This is a genomic window from Streptosporangium minutum, assembly GCF_002149035.1.
Classification (GTDB): domain Bacteria; phylum Actinomycetota; class Actinomycetes; order Streptosporangiales; family Streptosporangiaceae; genus Streptosporangium; species Streptosporangium minutum.
Genome location: NZ_NGFP01000052.1, coordinates 24,338 through 40,679 on the forward strand (window position 1 = coordinate 24,338; position 16,342 = coordinate 40,679).

The 16,342-nt window shown below is 71.3% G+C and carries 12 protein-coding genes; 7 read left to right on the top strand and 5 right to left on the bottom strand.

Going from position 1 to position 16,342, the window contains the following annotated elements; genetic code table 11:
• Positions 1–70 precede the first annotated feature (70 nt).
• The 3 genes from CA984_RS13985 to CA984_RS46115 form a co-directional block, all read right to left on the bottom strand.
• Positions 71–3,412, bottom strand: coding sequence for an ATP-binding protein (locus CA984_RS13985; protein WP_165781245.1), 3,342 nt, complete (start codon positions 3,410–3,412; stop codon positions 71–73).
• Between the two features lie 688 nt (positions 3,413–4,100).
• On the bottom strand, positions 4,101–9,569 hold the full coding sequence (locus CA984_RS13990) for a type I polyketide synthase (protein ID WP_086572020.1): 5,469 nt from the start codon (positions 9,567–9,569) through the stop codon (positions 4,101–4,103).
• A 362-nt stretch (positions 9,570–9,931) separates the two neighbouring features.
• Positions 9,932–10,096, bottom strand: a complete 165-nt coding sequence (locus tag CA984_RS46115) for an RNA-binding protein (protein WP_165781246.1) — start codon at positions 10,094–10,096, stop codon at positions 9,932–9,934.
• A 43-nt stretch (positions 10,097–10,139) separates the two neighbouring features.
• Between CA984_RS46115 and CA984_RS13995 the strand changes: the two genes are divergently transcribed.
• Positions 10,140–10,973, top strand: coding sequence for an alpha/beta fold hydrolase (locus tag CA984_RS13995; protein ID WP_086572035.1), 834 nt, complete (start codon positions 10,140–10,142; stop codon positions 10,971–10,973).
• Positions 10,974–10,982: 9 nt separating this feature from the next.
• Positions 10,983–11,882, top strand: a complete 900-nt coding sequence (locus CA984_RS14000; RefSeq protein ID WP_242675937.1) for a helix-turn-helix domain-containing protein — start codon at positions 10,983–10,985, stop codon at positions 11,880–11,882.
• Here CA984_RS14000 and CA984_RS14005 read toward each other — a convergent pair.
• Positions 11,830–12,060 (bottom strand): FCD domain-containing protein, encoded by a 231-nt coding sequence (locus CA984_RS14005; protein ID WP_165781247.1) that lies wholly within the window; start codon positions 12,058–12,060, stop codon positions 11,830–11,832. The genes CA984_RS14000 and CA984_RS14005 overlap by 53 nt on opposite strands.
• Here CA984_RS14005 and CA984_RS46120 point away from each other — a divergent pair.
• The 4 genes from CA984_RS46120 to CA984_RS14020 all read left to right on the top strand — a co-directional run bounded on the left by CA984_RS46120 (position 12,044) and on the right by CA984_RS14020 (position 15,293).
• Positions 12,044–12,244, top strand: a complete 201-nt coding sequence (locus CA984_RS46120) for a hypothetical protein (protein WP_165781248.1) — start codon at positions 12,044–12,046, stop codon at positions 12,242–12,244. The two genes, CA984_RS14005 and CA984_RS46120, sit on opposite strands and share 17 nt — an antisense overlap.
• Positions 12,245–12,303: 59 nt before the next feature.
• On the top strand, positions 12,304–12,702 hold the full coding sequence (locus tag CA984_RS14010; protein WP_086572040.1) for a hypothetical protein: 399 nt from the start codon (positions 12,304–12,306) through the stop codon (positions 12,700–12,702).
• 400 nt (positions 12,703–13,102) lie between these two features.
• Positions 13,103–14,350 carry a cytochrome P450 gene (locus CA984_RS48670; RefSeq protein WP_086572024.1) on the top strand — a complete coding sequence of 416 codons (1,248 nt, stop codon included), beginning with the start codon at positions 13,103–13,105 and terminating at the stop codon, positions 14,348–14,350.
• A gap of 163 nt (positions 14,351–14,513) precedes the next feature.
• Positions 14,514–15,293 carry a class I SAM-dependent DNA methyltransferase gene (locus CA984_RS14020; RefSeq protein ID WP_165781249.1) on the top strand — a complete coding sequence of 260 codons (780 nt, stop codon included), beginning with the start codon at positions 14,514–14,516 and terminating at the stop codon, positions 15,291–15,293.
• Positions 15,294–15,338: 45 nt separating this feature from the next.
• Here CA984_RS14020 and CA984_RS14025 read toward each other — a convergent pair whose 3' ends face one another.
• The gene (locus tag CA984_RS14025; protein WP_086572028.1) at positions 15,339–15,788 is read right to left on the bottom strand and encodes a MarR family winged helix-turn-helix transcriptional regulator; all 450 of its coding nucleotides are present in this window, start codon (positions 15,786–15,788) and stop codon (positions 15,339–15,341) included.
• A gap of 60 nt (positions 15,789–15,848) precedes the next feature.
• Here CA984_RS14025 and CA984_RS14030 point away from each other — a divergent pair, with 60 nt between their 5' ends.
• The gene (locus CA984_RS14030; protein ID WP_086572030.1) at positions 15,849–16,217 is read left to right on the top strand and encodes a VOC family protein; all 369 of its coding nucleotides are present in this window, start codon (positions 15,849–15,851) and stop codon (positions 16,215–16,217) included.
• Positions 16,218–16,342: the final 125 nt, after the last annotated feature.

The following is a 16,342-nucleotide window of genomic DNA, read 5'->3' on the forward strand; positions in this document are numbered from 1 at the left end:
CTCGTCGGCGTGCTGCATCGTCGAACCGATAAAGAGATCAATAATGAAGTCAGGAGTCTCGGCTGGGGTATCAAGGCACGTGGGGAAAGACCTCGCAACTCGCCGACCTTGCCCGGTCCCGCCACCACATGAGCCCGTTCTGGTCTGCCAGTCGTGTCAGCGTCTCAAGGTGCCGGGAGGCGGCGGCTTTGTCGCCCAGGGCGGAGGCGAGCAGGGCCAGGTACCAGTCGACGGGCCCCATGCAGACCACCGCCGAAACCACTGAGATCCGCCCGGAGTACGGCAGCAGCGCCGAGTAGGTCACCTGGCAGGCCGGCAGGTCCCCGACGGCGGCCTGGGCCGCGCCCTGCAGGCAGGTCGTGGAGAGCCACGACCAGTCCGGCGGCGGTGCCGGCCAGCCGTTCGCGGCCAAGGCGCGGGCCTCCCGCACGCGGTCCTGCGCGCACAGCTGCAGCACCCGGGTATCGTGATCCGCACTGGGGTGAACGCCGGTGATCGCGTCGATCAGCGGCCCTGCCTCCGCGATGGTGCCCTGGTTATAGCGCAATATGAGCCGCCCGATCGCCACCACTCCGCCCGCATACCAATAGCCGATCCGGGTGGCCTGGCGTTCGGCCTCGCCGTACAGGGGTTCGGCGTCGTCGAACCGCCCGCTCAGGACGAGCCGGTTGATCCGCCATATGGTGTGCTGAAAGCGCGGCCATGGCAATGACAGCCGCTCCAGCATGACGTCGCAGCGGGCGGCGGCCGCGTCTGCGGCGGCCAGGTCGAACAGCTCCAACCGGTGGTGGGTGAACATCATCTGGGCGAGCAGTTCGAATCCCGGCATTCGGGTGCGCAGTGCGAGCTCGTGCAGTTCCTCGGTGAGCTCCAGCAGCTCGGGGATGTGCAACGGCTGAGGCAGCGACAGGTGCCGGGCGTTGAGCATCCGCATCAGCAGATACGGGTCGCCCAGCCGGCGAGCCATCGCGATCGCCTCTGCGGAGAAGGCGTCACCGCGGGGGTCATCAGTCCCGTACAGCTCCTGTGCCAGTCCGCCCAGGAGGAGGGCTCGCTCGTGGCTGTCGGCCTCGGGCAGCGCTCGCAGCGCGGCCTCGAACCGTTCCACCAGCCGCAACTCCGCCGCCCTGTACAGATCACGCAGTGTCCAGATCGCCGGGGCATCCAGTGCGGTGAGGGCGCGGGCGGTCAGCTCCGAGTTCGCCCCGGATCGGTCGGCGGCATGTACGGCCTTCGCACGGACCTGTCGCGCGCCGATCACGTCTCCGGCCTCCAGCAGCGCACGGACCTGCCGCAGCAGCAGCTCCACGTGCTCTATCGGGTCACCCGCGCAGGCGCCGTGCGCGGCGACCGCCCGGCCCCACCAGACAGCCGCCTCCTCGTAGGCCAGGCGCAGGCTCGCCTGTTCGGCGGCGGCGGTCGCCCAGCGCGTGGCATCGGCATACGCGGCAGGGCCGGCCTCCACCGCGTGATGAGCGATGACCGTGACGTCCACGCCTGGCCGGGGGGACAGGGCGGTCATGACCGCCTGGTGGATGACCGCCTTGCGCAGCGGCGGGATCTCGCGTACGAGGGTCTCCCTGACCAGGTCGTGGGCGAACGCCATGGCACCCTCACCGGGAACGAGCAACCCGGCCCGGGCGGCCCGGTCCAGCGTGTCGTAGACCTCCACCCATCCGATCTCAGACGCCTCGCACACCTCGGCGACCACGCCCGGGTCGAAGTTCCGGCCGATCAGTGCGGCGACACCGAGAACCTCACCGGCCCGCGCGCCCAGTCTGCCCAGCCACCAGCGGATCAGGTCGGCCACCGCCTCGGGAACCGCCTCCAGATCTCGTCCCTGGGCCAGTAGCCGGGCGCTTTCCCGCACGAAGAAGGGGTTGCCGCCGGTCCGCTCGGACAGGCGCTCGGCGGAGGACTCGTCCACCTCGGCGCCCATGGCCGAGGCGACCGCGCGCACATCGTCCACCTCCAGGCCGGTCAGCCGGACGCGGAGCAGGTCGTACCGGGCGAGCTGACCCAGCAAACCGTCCAATGAGAGATGGAACGAGCCGCGGGGAAGTGCTGTGCCGTGAATCGCCGTCTCGTGGAAAGCCGTCTCGCGGAATGCGGTGGCCAGCGTCAGCGGGACCGCCGTCTCGCTGCCCGCTAGCATGACGACATCTCTGAGCAGTTCGAGTGAGGCCGGGTCGGCCCAGTGCAGATCGTCGAGGATGACCACCAACGGCTGGGTCCGCGCGATCGCGGTGAGCCAGTGAGCGATGACTTGGTTGCGGTGGAGCAGTGCCGCCGCAGTGGAGCCGCTGGGCATCTCCTCGTCGAGGAACCCGGCCAGCGCCTGGCGGTCCGGCGGCGGAGCGATCTCATCCAACGTGCGCAGCACCTGAAGCCACGGCCACAGCGGCGGGGCCCCCTCCATGTTGTGGCAGTTGCCCCACAGCACCACGTAGCCGAGGTCGGCACACTGGTCGCGAAACGCCTCCAGCAGCTGGGTCTTGCCGATGCCCGGCTCACCGCTCACCGCTGCGACGGCTACGCCGTTTCGGCCCGCGCGTGTCGGCAGCGTCCTCAACTCGGAAAGCTGCAGCTCCCGCCCGACAAGGAGCCGCGGTGGCGACTGCGGAGGTACGGGCACCGACACCGCGGTGGTGGTCAAGGGCGGGTTTGTGAGTGAGTCGGAGTGCCGGAGGATGTCGTCCTCCAGCGCCCGTAGTTCCGGGCCGGGGTCGAGGCCGAGCTGTTCGGTGAGCAGGTCCCTGGCGCGGCGGAGCACGGCGAGCGCGTCGGCCTGCCGCCCGCTGCGGTACAGGGCCATGGCCAGCAGCCACCACAGCCGCTCGCGCAGCGGGTGCGCGGCCGTCTCGGTCTCCAGGTGGATGATCACCGCCTGCGGGCGGCCGAGGTCCAGCAGGGCCTGGGCGCGCCGCTCGATCGCGACCAGGTGTAACTCGCGAAGGCGGCTGACATCCGTGATGGCCCAGGTCTCGTCGGCGAACTCGCCGTACGGCTGGCCGTGCCAGAGCCGCAACGCCTCGTCCAGGGAGACGAGCACCTCACCGGGGGGACGTGACTCCGATCGGGTGACCAGTTTGGTGAACCGGATCGCGTCGACGTTCGTGGTGGCGAGCAGGTAGCCGGGAGACTGCCCGACGAGCAGCCGGGGAGGGGTTCGGGGGCTGCGGCCGGGCTCAATGACCCGGCGCAGATTCGACACATACGAGTGCAGGCTGGACAGGGCGCTGGCTGGGGGCGCCCCGCCGTACAGGTCATCGATCAACGTGTCCGCGGACACGACCGCCCCCTGCGCGAGCAGTAACCGGGCCAGTACCGCACGCGGGCGCGGACCGCCGAGGTCGACCTGAACCCCGCCGTCGCTGTAGGCCCCCACCGGGCCAAGCACCCGAAACTCCACCCTTACCACCTACGATCTCAGCGGCACGTCGCTACGAGGATGTCCATGGGTCCGTGAAACCCGATGAACGGCTCCCCTGTCTTGCCGGGGCTCTGCTTCCTTGTTTCACATCGAGTGACTCCTGAGGAAGAAAGCCGTGCGACATCCGATGTATCGTGACTGCCCGCTTTGTTGTAGATCGTCCCTCGTAAGGGTGATATCGAATCCGCTGGAAGGCGGATGCCCGATCTTAGGGCGTATGTCCTGGATCAGGAAGCTGACATCCGGAGCCGGAACTGACCGGGGCGACGCCAACGGTGACCGCCGGCATCATGGGGAGTACGCCCAGGCGAGGGCGGCGGAGGAGAAGCCGTCCGCGCGGAGCCGGCGCACACGCGGATCGTCGTCGGGGTTCACCGACGGGGAACGCGCGACGTGCCGGAGGCGGCCAGGAGAAGCCGACCGCCCACCCCGGGCGGCACGGCGGCACCTCTCACCGTGATCACCGCCGGGCGTGGCGGCAAGCTCGCGAAACACTGAGCTCGGACATTCTCAGTGCCTTCCTCGCACTCGCCCGACCGGAAACGAAGGGGGCGTCATGCGGTGGTCGTGGCTCCACGACAGAACCGTGCGCCGCCACGACGGTGACGAAGATTCCGCCCGGTCCATCAGGCCGGGCGGAATCCGTCATGTGGCGGGGTACGTGATGTCAGATCGACTGCAGTTCCCTCCCGGAGTCATTCCTGCCGTCCCCGGAGTCCGTGACCGCGGGGCCTCCCGCCGTCGAGCGATCGGAGCCGCTCGGAACGGCTTCGGGTTCCTTCAGGTGGGTGAGGGTGACAGCGGCGAGATCGCCGATCGTGCGGCGTTGCAGGAAGACCGCCACCGGCAGGGTGACGCCGAGGTCGGCCGCGATCCGGTTGCGCAGCTGGACTGCCATGAGGGAGTCGAGGCCCATGCGGTGCGGGCGGTGCGCCGCGTCGACCTTCTCCCGGGGGAGCTGGACGATGGCCGCGACCTGCGTGCACAGGTACGCCGCGATGCGCTGTTCGGCCTGCTCGTCGCCGAGGCCTGCCAGGTCGGCCGGTTCGAGCTCCGCCGCGGGGGCGGCGTCCCCTGGACCGCCTTCCACAAGGTGCCGTAGAAGGGACGAGGTGCGCAGAGCGGGGAAGTAGTGGGTCCAGGCGGTGGGGTCGAACGACATGACGGACGCCTGGGCAGGCGGGGAGGGGAGCAGGCGGTCGAGGACGGCCAGGCCCTCGGCGGGAGCGAAACCGGCGAAGCCGCGCTCGTTCAGCCGGAGGTCCTTGCTCGCCTTGGCGACCTGTCCGGTGGCGGACCACTGTCCCCAGTTGACGGTCAGGGCCGGGAGCCCGTTGGCCCGCCGGTGCCAGGCCAGCCCGTCCTGGTAGCCGTTGGCCGCGGAGTAGTTCCCCTGTCCCGGTGAGCCGATCACGGAGGCCGCGGACGAATAGAGGAGGAAGAAGTCGAGGGGCAGGTGGCGGGTGAGTTCGTGCAGGTGCCATGACCCGTGGACCTTGGGAGGCATGGGAGCGAGGAACCGCGCACGGTCCAGCTGCGCCAGCGTCCCGTCGTCGAGGACGACGGCGGAGTTGACGACTCCCCGCAAGGGAGGCATGTGCCGGGCGATGTCGTCGAGGAGATCCGCCACCGCTACCCGGGACGCGATGTCCGTCCTGGCGATCAGCACCTGTGCGCCGGCGGACCGCATCGCGGCGATCCGGTCCGTCACGCCCTCCGAAGCGCCGCCGCGGCCGACCAGGACGAGGTGGCGCGCACCGTTCTCGACGAGCCACTCCGCGGTGAGCAGTCCGACCCCGCCGCAGCCGCCGGTGATCAGATAGGTCCCATCCGACCGTACGGGGACCGGGCTCGCGGGGGGAAGCGGTCGGTGGCGGAGCCGCGCGGTGTATCTGCGGCCGTCCCGCAAGGCGATCTCCGTCTCGATCCCGTCGGTCCTGATCTCGGCTGAGAGGGCGCGGAGGATGCCGGAGTCCGGATCCTCAGGAAGGTCGATCATTGAGCAGCGCAGTTCGGGATGCTCATAGGGGATCACACGGCCGATGCCCCACACGGCGGTCTCCGCGGGATTGACATCGCCGGTACCGTCCGGAGTCTGGGCAGCGGTGGTGACCAGCCAGAGCCGGGGAGCAGCCCGCTGATCACTCGTGAGCCCCTTGACCAACGCGAGCACCTCGTAGGAGCGCTCCAGCGCGTCCGGTCGGGTCGCCTCCTCGACGGAGGGCGCGGTGGACAGGCGCACGACAGCTCTCGGGGGCCACGCTCCGCTCTCCGACTGCTCCTTGATGAGCATCGTCCAGTCCTCGGTGGAGGCGAGGTCGAGCACGCACCGGTGGGGGTCGAGCCTCCGGTAGCCGGCACCCGGCTGGACCAGCAGCGGCTCGCCTCCAGCGGCCGCCAGCGAGGCGCACAGTTCGGCGCCGAGGGGGGAGTCGCTCACCACCAGCCAGGGAGCCCGCTCGGGTGCGGGGCCGGTGAGAGGCTCCAGTTCCGTCCACTCGACGCCGTACAGCAGACGGCCGGCCTTGCGCTCGACGACCTCCGGCGGATCGGCGACCAGCCGCTGGATCTGGAAGCCGTCGATGGAGGCGAGCACGCGGCCCTCGTCGTCGCTGACCAGCACGTCGAACTCGACCAGGTCGGGCTCTTGCGCGGTCGAGGTCCGCACGGCGGTCGACCACAGCCGAGCGCCTGGTTGCGGGCGGGCGTGCACCCGGCAGCGCCTGGTGCGCACCGGCAGATAGGTGTCGTCCCCGGTGTCACCGTTGCCGAGCACGGCCATCACGGGCTGGAGGGCCGCGTCGAGCAGTGCCGGATGGCATAGGTAGCGCTGCAGTCCGGTGGTGATCGCGTCGTCGATCCGCAGTTCGGCGGCCACGGCCGCGTCCGTGCGGTGGAGCGCGACGATCGACTGGTAGGGGCCGGTCTGCTCGATGCCGCGGCGGCGCAGTTCGGCGTAGTGCTCCGCGACGTCGACGGTCTCCCGACAGCCGGCGACGTCGGGCAGGTCGATGTGGCGGTCTTCGGCGGTGGGAGAGCAGTGGCGCACCAGCGCCGTGGCGACCCGTGTCCATTCCGTGATCCCGCCGGTGCTCACATCGGCGAGGTAGCACGTCCAGCGGCGGCCGCGGTCGGCCTCATCCGGATCGAGGCGAGCCTGGAGGCGCTGGGGTGTTCCAGGGGTCAGGAACACGGCTCGCTCCAGGTGGAGCTCCTCCACGGCGAAGGACCGGTCGCCGTACGCCTCCTCCCCGGCGGCCAGGGCGAGCTCGTGGTAGCCGGTACCGGACAGCATCGGCATCTCGTGCACGCGGTGGTGGTTGAGGTAGGGCAGTCGCTCCACGTCCAGGTCGAAGTCCCATACCAGGGTTCCGGTAGGGGCCAGCGTGAGCGCCGTGCCCGTGATCGGGTGTCCGCCGCCGTCCCGGACGGTCGCGGCCCGCCTGACCGGGTTCTTCCAGTACCGCTCGTGCTGCCAGGGGTAGGAGGGGAGGGGGACGTGCTGTCCGCTGTGGGGCTGCATCCGGGAGAAGTCGATCGCCCGCCCCTTGACGTACAGCTCGGCCGCGGCCTCCAGGAGGGAGGTACGGCCGGGCGTGTCGCGGACGAGTGCGGTGACGACCGCCCCGTCTCTGCCGACATGGCGCAGGTTCTGCTGGACGGCTCGGGCGAGCAGCGGGTTGGGGCTGAACTCCATGAAGGTGTCGAATCCCTCCTCCACCAGATGCTGGACGGCGTCCGCGAACAGCACCGGCTCGCGAAGGTTGTCCACCCAGTACGCCGCGTCCATCCCGGACCCGTCCAGGAAGCGGCCGGTGACCGTGGAGCACAGCGGGACATCGCCCCGCCGGGGGCGTAGAGGGGCGAGCAGTTCGAGGAGCGGTTCGCGGAGGGGGTCCATCTGCGGGCTGTGCGAGGCGATGTCCACCTGTACGCGGCGCCCGAAGACGCCTTCGGCGTCAAGGTCGCGGAGGACGGCGTCGATCTCCTCGGGTCCGCCGGCGAGCACGCAGGACGTGGGGGAGTTGCTCACCGCCAGGACCGCAGCGCCGCCCCGCTCCGCGATCAGCGCCTGGACGCGCTCGGACGACAGCTCTACCGCGGCCATCGCCCCCTGACCGCTGGTGGCACGGATCAGCCGGCTGCGGCCGCAGATGATCCGGGCGGCGTCGTCGAGGTTGAGGACTCCGGCCACGTGAGCGGCCGCGACCTCTCCCATGGAATGCCCGATCACGGCATCGGGCTCGAAGCCCCAGGATCGCCACAGGCGGGCGAGCGCGACCTGCACCGCGAAGATCGTCGGCTGGGCCACATCGATCTCGGCGAGACGGGAGCTCTCAGGGGCGGCATTGAGCTCGGCGGTCAGCGACCAGTCGACGTAGCGGCGCATGGCGTTCTCGCAGTCGGCGATCGCCGCGGCGAAGACCGGCTCCTCGTCGAGCAGGTCGCGGCCCATGCCGACCCACTGCGCCCCCTGGCCGGGGAACACCCACGCCGTCAGGTGCGGGGTGCCGGGATCACGGACGTCATCGGCCTCGCCGACGTACACGCCCTCCGCGTGGCCGTCCGCGGCGAAAGCGTCCAGTTTGGCGGCGGCCTCCTCGCTCGTGCCGGCGACGACCGCCAGCCGCTGGTCGTGGTGGCTGCGCCGCGCTCCCGCCGCGCCGGCGATCTGGTGCAGCGAGGAGGGAAGCAGGTCCCGGTAGCGTGCGGCGAGCGCGCCGAGCGCGGAGGGAGTACGCGCCGAGATCGGCAGCAGCACCGCGCGGTCGCCGTCCTCGCGCCGCTCCTCCTGCCGGCTCCACTCGTCCGGCCGCCAAGCGGAGGGCGGCTCCTCGACGACGATGTGCGCGTTGGTGCCGGTGATGCCGAAGCTGCTGACCCCGGCCCTGCGGGGGCCGTCCAGGTCCGGCCAAGGCTGTCCCTTGTCGCACACCCGCACGCCGATGCTGTCCCAGGGGATGGAAGGGTTGGGCGTGGTGAAGTTCAGGCTCGCCGGGAGCCAGCCGCGCTGCACGCACAGCAAGGCCTTGATCAGGCCGGTGATACCGGCCGCGCCCTCGGTGTGGCCGAGGTTGGTCTTCACCGAGCCCACGAGGAGCGGCCGGCCTTCGGGCCGTCCCCGCCCGAGCACCGAGTCCAGGGCGGCGATCTCCACGGGGTCTCCCGCGCTGGTGCCGGTGCCGTGCGCCTCCACGTACGCGACGCTCGCCGGATCCACCCCGGCGTCGCGATAGGCCGCCGTCAGGGCGGCCTGCTGCCCGGGGATCTGCGGGGTCATGAAACTGTCCGAGTACCCGTCGTTGCTCGCGGCGGCCCCGCGGATCAGCGCATGGACCCTGTCCCCGTCGGCCAGCGCCCGCGACAGGGTCTTCAGCACGACGATGCCGGCGCCCTCGCTGCGCACGTAGCCGTTGGCGCGCGCGTCGAACGTCTTGCACTGGCCGTCCGGGGCCATCATCGATCCCTGGGAGAAGCCGATGGCGTGGTCGGGGGTGAGGATGGCGTTCACGCCACCGGCGACGGCCAGGTCGCACGACCCGGCGCGTAGTGACTGGACGGCGAGTTGCACGGCGACCAGGGAGGAGGAGCAGGCGGCGTCGAGTGCCACACTCATCCCCTTGAGGTTCAGGGCGTGGGAGATCCGGCCCGCGTTGCCGCCACGGGTGCTTCCCGTCACCGTGTGCACGTCGAGCTCTTCGGCGGCTCCCGACTGGCGGTCCCAGTAGTCGCTGGTGATGACGCCCATGAAGACCGCTCCGGTCCGTTGCGGCATCTCCTCCAGCACCAGACCGGCGTCGTCGAAGGCTTCCCAGGCCACCTCCATCACCATGCGGTGCTGGGGGTCCATAGCGGCCGCCTCACGCGGCGAGATGCCGAAGAACGCCGCGTCGAACTCGTCGATGTCCGAGACGAAACCGCCGTACTTGGAGGCGAGCTTGCCCGGCACGCCGGAGGCGGGGTGGTAGACCTCCTCGACGGGGAACCGGTCCGACGGGATCTCGGAGATCGTGTTCTCGCCACGGCACAGCAGCTCCCACAGCTCTTCGGGGGAACGGGCGCCGGGCAGCCGGCAGGCCATCCCCACGACGGCGATCGGCTCTGACGCGTATGCGGTTTCTTCGTTCAAGCTCATGGCGGTTTTCCCCTGTTACGGCTTCTGGGCGGAGGCGGGAGACTCTGCGTCGCGTGCCTGGGGGAGCAGCGCGGAGTCACCGCGGCCGGAGGAGAGGACGCGCACCTTCGCAGCCCGCTGTTCCAGCGCATCAAATGATGACGATCGCTACTTGCCGCCGGCTTGTAGGCCCTCTTGCCGCCGGCTTGAAGATGTTCCCGTGACGCACTCGCCGGCCGAGAACCGCGAACGTGGCTACCCCGGCAGCACCGAGGAACCAGGCGCTCAACGACGACGAACTCGGCATCTCGACACTCACGCAGACCCCAGGACGCCTCGATGACGGAACACCGATCGACTACGCCTGGGGCATCGGCGGTCGATCACACGCCGGGCACCGCGTCCATCGGCACGGAGGAGGCCGGCCAGGTCTGCGAGCCGTGCAGGCCCGAATACCCGGCCTGGACCTCAGCATGGTCCTCATCGCAGTCGCCGACGACACCGAACGCCGAGGGGATCTCCTCAACAGCACCGCACTGTCGCGACATTTGTCCAAGACCGATGGTCGGCGGCCCAGGCATCATGCCCTGCATGAGTGAGTACGACGTTCAGCACTCGCAGGGAATGCACGTGGTCCACGACGGCCCGCCGCAGGCGCCCCCGCTGCTGCTTATCCATGGATCCGGTGCCTCGGGCGCCTTCTGGGGCCCGATAGTGCCGGCACTGGCCGGCCACCATCACGTCATCCGGGTCGACCTCCCGGGCTGCGGCCAGTCCCCGCCCGCGCCGGCATACGACGTGCCCCTGCAGGCGGCCCGGGTGGCGGCACTGCTCGACGACCTCGGCCTTCGCCGCGTCGCCACGGCCGGGCACTCCAGCGGCGGCTACGTCGCCACCGCGCTGGCCGAACAGCGCCCCGACCTGGTGGGGTCGATCGCGCTGATCAGCTCTGGGCCGAGTCCCGACGCGCTCCTTCCGCAGCCGTTCATCCTCAAAGCCCTGCTGGCCCCGCCGCTCGGCCCGCTCCTGTGGGCGAGTCGTTCGGACGCGATGATCCGCGCCGGGATCGGCGCGACGGCCGCCGGCCCGGTGCACATCCCGGACGACGCGATCGCCGACCTACGGGCCACCCCGTACCGTGCGATGCGGGCGGTGCTGCGCCAGAACGGCGCGTACCTCGCCGAGCGGAGCGTGCCCGATCGGCTCGCCGCTCTCGGCATCCCGGTGCTGGTGATCTTCGGCGGTGCCGACCCACGCTGGGAGCCGTCGTCGGCGCACCAGTACGACGCGGTGCCGGACACGCGGGTCGAGCTGCTGCCCGGCGTCGGGCACCTGCCCATGCTGGAAGCGCCCGAGGCGACCAGCGACCTGCTGCTGGGCTTCACGGCGACGTCTGCTGACCCGCTCGTGCCCCTTGAGACCTAGACTGGTCACGTGCCGCCGACCGGGACGCCGTTCGACTGGGCGAGCGTGGACGTCGCGGTCCCGCGCCCGTCAGCCCGGTTGCCGGGGATCAGCATGGCCGGGTTCAGCCAGCGCGTCGCTGCGCCACGCGTGGACATCGCGATGGTCGCGCACCCAGCCGTCACCCTGCTCATCGACCTGAGCGAGGGAGAGGGCGTCGTCTACCACACCGATGGCCGGCACGAGCGCGGCAGTGTCGTCATCGGGCTCCTGCCGGGCGATCTCCGGGCGACCAGCCGGGGCGTCGGGCGCTTTCTCCAGATCCGGCTGGAGCCGGTCGCGGCGGCCGCGATGCTCGGCGCGTCGGCCGAGCTGAGCGGGACGCTGGCCGGCCTTGAAGCGGTCTGGGGCCGCGACGCCGGGCGAGCCGAGGACAGGCTGCGCGCCGCCGCGTCGTGGGACGAACGGTTCGCGATCGCGGCGGAGATCCTCGGCCGACGGCTGGCCGCCCGCCGGCCGATCGATCCGGAGGTGGCCCGCACCTGGCGGCGGACGCTCGTCAGCCGGGGGCGGGCGCGGGTCGACGGCCTGGCGGCCGACGTCGGCTGGAGCCGTAAGCGCCTGTGGTCGCGCTTCCGCTCCCAGCTCGGCATCACGCCCAAACGCGCCGCCCGGCTCGTGCGGTTCGACCACGCCGCGCATCTTCTGGCGGCGGGTCACCCCGCCAGCAGCGTGGCCACCGAAAGCGGCTACGTCGACCAGTCCCACCTCCACCGCGAGGTCAAGACGTTCACCGGGCTCACGCCCACGGTCGTGGCCGTCGCGCCGTGGCTCGCGATCGACGACGTCGCGTGGCCCGACTCGACGCCGGGCGGGCTCAGGATGTGGCCGGCACCGTCCGGGGCGTCCGGGACTGCGAGATCTGGCTGATCACGTCGCGCAGGTGGTCGCGCATCGCGGCCTCGGCCGGCTTCCCGGCGGCGATGGTGTCCACGATCTTCTCGTGTTGACCGAGCGAGACGGTGGACCGTCCCGGCTGGCGCGACAGCCGGAACTGATGGCGGACCAGCCGGCCCTGCAGCCTGGCCAGGATGGTACGGGCGGTCACCTGCCCGGCGACCTCCTGCAGCATCGGCCAGCGTCTTGAGCCCTTCGTCAAGGACTCAAGGGCCGGTGAGATCGAGACCTTGGCCGTACGGCATCAGGGTGAACCGCGTTCCATCGGCCGGGACTCCGTCGTCCACGTCGCCGTGGCCGTACGGCACGGCTCCACCATGGTCTGTCCCCGCTGACAGGGACGCCCACATGGCCACGCGCGGCAACCCCCTGACGTAAGGTCCCGGGTGTGGACATGACAGCCCCGGTACCCCGCGTCCTCGTGATCGGCCTTGACCCGTATCGGGTTCCCGGGCCCTGGGACCCGAAGCCGGTAGCCGACGCAATCGAGGTCGGCGTAGCTCGATTCGCCGAGCACGGCGTCGCCGTCGAGACCTGCCTGTTCGGTCTCGACGGCAGCGACGACCTGGAAACGGTCGTCAGCCATACCCTGCGCGCGCGGCCCTGGGAATGCGTCGTCATCGGTGGCGGCGTACGGAAATCCGAAGATCAGCTTGAGCTGTTCGAGCAGGTCGTCAACCTGGTACGACGACACGCTCCCAACGCGGCGATCGCGTTCAACAGCACCCCGACGGATACCTTCGACGCAGCCGCCCGCTGGATCGACATTCCCGGACCGGCCGGTTCCGGCTGACCAGCGCGGCACCTGACCGGAGCCCACCCCGGCCGCTGGGCTCCGGGCGGAGCACCACCGGACCGCCGGCTCTCACCGCGTCTGGATCACTGCCCGGTGAGGGCGAGAGCGGGTGGCCCTTCCCGGGACACTCCCGCCATCGCATTCCGTCAATTCTGTAAATTAAATACCATTCTTTCTCATTAATCACTTGGTGAACAGTAAGAATGATCTAAAGGTATAAGCTGCCGCTGTTCCTGGTTTGGCATCGTCCTTCCCATCGTTGCCGCGCACCGGCAGGCCTGGAGGCCCGGCCGCCTGTTCGGCGAGGTGGCGGGCGGCGCCGCTCTCCTGGCGGGGCGCACGAGTGGCACCGCCTGCGCGTACACCCGAGATCACGGACGGCGTGGGGCAGGTGGGGATGGCGACGGTTGGCGAACCGGATCAGATCGCTCCCGACGGCGACGGGAACCGGCCGTGGGCGGGCGTGGCCGGGGGCCTGCCCGCCGGGGCGGCGCGGTGGTACCGCCGGGACCCACTGGGATTCGTCGAGCGGGCGGCCCGCGAGCGGGGCCCGGTGTTCCGACTTCCCGACGACGGGTCCCTGTGCGTGGCCGACCCGGTGGAGGCCCTGCGGGTGCTGCACGACGAGGAGGGCCACTACGACGAGGTGTCCGACTTCTTCCACCTCCGCGGCGGCCGGCTGGAGCCGCGGGCGACACAGGTCGCGATCGGGCGGGCGGCGCGCGCGACGTTACGCGCCCACCTGGCCGCGCACCGCGAACGGCTGCCCGCCGTCGTGGCGGAGCTGGGGGAGGTCAGCGAGTGGCCGTCGGCCGGACGCACCGCCGCGTACCGGTTCCTGGCCGGGGCGCTGCTGCGCCCGGACAGCCCGCCGGCGCTACGGGAGCTGATGGCGCGGGTGGTGCGGCGCGATGTCCTGATCCGTCCCGCCGGCCCGCTGGCGCGCGCGGCGCAACAGGCGCTGTGGGCGCGCGTGGTACGGGCGGTCGCCGGTGAGGCACGTGCCCGGCGGGCCGGCCCACCGCCCGGCCGGCCCGGCGACCTGCTGGACGCCGTGATCGAGGCCACCCCGCCCGGCACCCCCGCCGAGCAGGTCGCCCAGGCCTACCTGCTGCTGTTCCGGACCTCGGTGGCGCCGGTGGGCCACGTGGTCGCCTGGGCGCTGCTGGCGGCCGCGACCCACGGCGTCGACCTGGCGGACGTGCCCGCGGAGTCGGCCGTACGGGAGTCGCTGCGGCTGTGGCCGGTGGCGTGGCTGCTGGGCCGCCCGGTACTCCGCGCCCACCAGGTCGGCGGCGTGCGGCTGGAGCCGGGGGAGAGCGTGTCGGTCTGCTCCTACCTGCTGCACCGCGACGACCGGCACTGGCCGCAGGCCACCCGGTTCAGGCCCGGCAGGTGGGACGGCCCCGGCCCCCGCGGGCCCTACCTGCCCTTCGGCGGCGGCCCGTTCACCTGCGCCGGCGCCGCCGTCGCCCAGACCCTGGCCACCGACCTTCTCGCCGCCGTGACCGACGGCGCCCGCCTGGAGGTACGCGGCGGCCACGGACGCCCCCACGTCGCCGGCATCATCACCCCTCCCCGGTTCGAACTGCGCCGGACCCCACACCAGCCCCCGACCACCAGCCGCCACCAGGAAAGGAGGTGAGTTACATGAGGAAGCTGCTGCGCCGAGTTACCGGCCGCCGGGTCAACCGGCAGGCATGGCACATCTGGTAAGCCTTCTCCCAGCGGCCGCGCCGGGCCCGACGGCCCGGCGCGGTCCTCGACCCGGCGCGCGGCCACGGGACACCCGCGCGCAGGAGGCGCGCATGTCGCATGTGGATGAGACGCTGGCGGCGTACGAGAGCGTCGCGGCCCGGTATGACGAGCTGAACGCGCGGATGGACACCGCCAGGCTGGTGGACCGCTACGTGGAGGCGGTGGATCGGTACGGTTCGGGCGGGCGGCGACTGCTGGACGCCGGGTGCGGGACCGGCCGCAGCAGCGTGGCCTTTCGCGAGCGGGGGTTCGAGGTGACGGGCTACGACCTGTCCCCGGCGATGGTGGCGATGGCCCGGCGCCGGCCCGGGGCCGAGGGGATCGGGTTCCAGGTGGGACGGCTGCAGCAGCCCCCGCCCGGGTTGACCGGCTTCGACGTGATCGCCTGCGTGGATGTGCCGATGGCCTACCTGACCGAGACAGACCAGCTGCGGCGGGCGCTGGCGGCCGCGCGTGACCAGCTCGTCGAGGACGGGGTGCTGCTCTTCGACCTCAGCACCGTCGGTTACTACCGGCGCGCGTTCGGCGTCCCCGCGGTCGCCGACCGGGGGGACCGGTACGTGGCGTGGTTCGCGGTGTCCCCGCGGATCGAGGCCGACGCGGTCGTGGTCACCCAGTTCGACCTGTTCGAGCGGGCCGGCGACGGTTGGGAGCGGGTGTCGATGCGGCATGTGCAGCGGCACCACTCCGACCGGACGGTGCGCCAGGTGGCCGAGCAGGCCGGGCTGCGCGTCGTGGCCACCCGCGGGCTGGTGGGGACGTCGGCACGGGAACCGGCCGACGAGGAGGACCACGACCGGATCCTGTACGTCGCCCGCCGGGCCGGCTGAGCGCGCCCGCGTCCCGCGACGCCCTCCTGGAGACCTCCCGGCGGTCTAAGGGGTGTCGGCCAGGCTCCGGACACAGGTCGCGAGAGCCTCAAGCAGCCCCTTCTGCTGGGCGGGTGTCAGATCGCCGCACATCTTCTTCTCGATCCTGCGGATCGCCACGCTGGCCGTACGCAGGTGGTCCAGGCCGGCCTGGGTCAGCACGGTTGGTAGTTCGCGGCCTCGGGGTGCGGTCACGGGCCGCGTGACCAGGCCGCGGTCTTCGAGTCCGCGCAGGACGACGTTCATCGACTGGCGGGTGACGAAGGTGCCGCGAGCCAACTCGGCGTTCGACAGTCCTGGGTGTTGCCCCAGCAGTTCCAAGCACGCGTACTGCGGCACGGTCAGGTGCAGCGGGCGCAGCGCCGCGTCCATGGCGTTGCGCAGCGCCACCGCGGCCTGTTTGAGGACGTAGCCGACGGCGTCGTCCACCGGACCAAGCATCTCGCCTTGACTCATGTCAACATCCTGACACATAATGCTCTATGTCAGGACTTTGACATAGCAGAGGAGAGCGCCATGACCGTTACGGGACCCGACTTCATCGCCCTGCAGGTGCGCGACCTGGATCGCGCCGCCGCCTTCTACGAAGACCGGCTCGGTCTGCGCCGCGCCCCGGCAGGCCCGCCTGGCGCGATCGTGTTCGCCACCGAACCCATCCCGTTCGCGCTGCGTGAGCCGCTGCCCGGCGTCGACCTGGACGCGGCCGGCCGGCCGGGTCTCGGCGTGGCGCTGTGGTTGCACGCCACCGACGCGCAGGAGGTGCACGACGCGCTGGACGCGGCCGGCGTCCCGGTCGTGACGCCGCCCTTCGACGGCCCGTTCGGGCGTACGTTCACCTTCACCGACCCCGATGGATACGCCGTCACGATCCACGACAAGCGGTGAGCTCCACCAGGAGTCCCCTCCGGACGCGAGTGCGCCACAGGACTCCCTCCTCGGGCAGGGCACTGGCCAACTCGTTCGGACCGGAGGTGACGCTCACCGGGATCCGCTGGGCCTCCCGCTTCACC

Excerpts from the sequence above, each read along its gene's own strand:
- CA984_RS13990 (WP_086572020.1), bottom strand. The coding sequence starts at position 9,569 with ATGAGCTTGAACGAAGAAACCGCATACGCGTCAGAGCCGATCGCCGTC.
- CA984_RS14020 (WP_165781249.1), top strand. The coding sequence starts at position 14,514 with ATGTCGCATGTGGATGAGACGCTGGCGGCGTACGAGAGCGTCGCGGCC.
- CA984_RS14025 (WP_086572028.1), bottom strand. The coding sequence starts at position 15,788 with ATGAGTCAAGGCGAGATGCTTGGTCCGGTGGACGACGCCGTCGGCTAC.
- CA984_RS46120 (WP_165781248.1), top strand. The coding sequence starts at position 12,044 with ATGGTACGGGCGGTCACCTGCCCGGCGACCTCCTGCAGCATCGGCCAG.
- CA984_RS48670 (WP_086572024.1), top strand. The coding sequence starts at position 13,103 with ATGGCGACGGTTGGCGAACCGGATCAGATCGCTCCCGACGGCGACGGG.
- CA984_RS14010 (WP_086572040.1), top strand. The coding sequence starts at position 12,304 with ATGACAGCCCCGGTACCCCGCGTCCTCGTGATCGGCCTTGACCCGTAT.
- CA984_RS46115 (WP_165781246.1), bottom strand. The coding sequence starts at position 10,096 with ATGTCGCGACAGTGCGGTGCTGTTGAGGAGATCCCCTCGGCGTTCGGT.
- CA984_RS14030 (WP_086572030.1), top strand. The coding sequence starts at position 15,849 with ATGACCGTTACGGGACCCGACTTCATCGCCCTGCAGGTGCGCGACCTG.
- CA984_RS13995 (WP_086572035.1), top strand. The coding sequence starts at position 10,140 with ATGAGTGAGTACGACGTTCAGCACTCGCAGGGAATGCACGTGGTCCAC.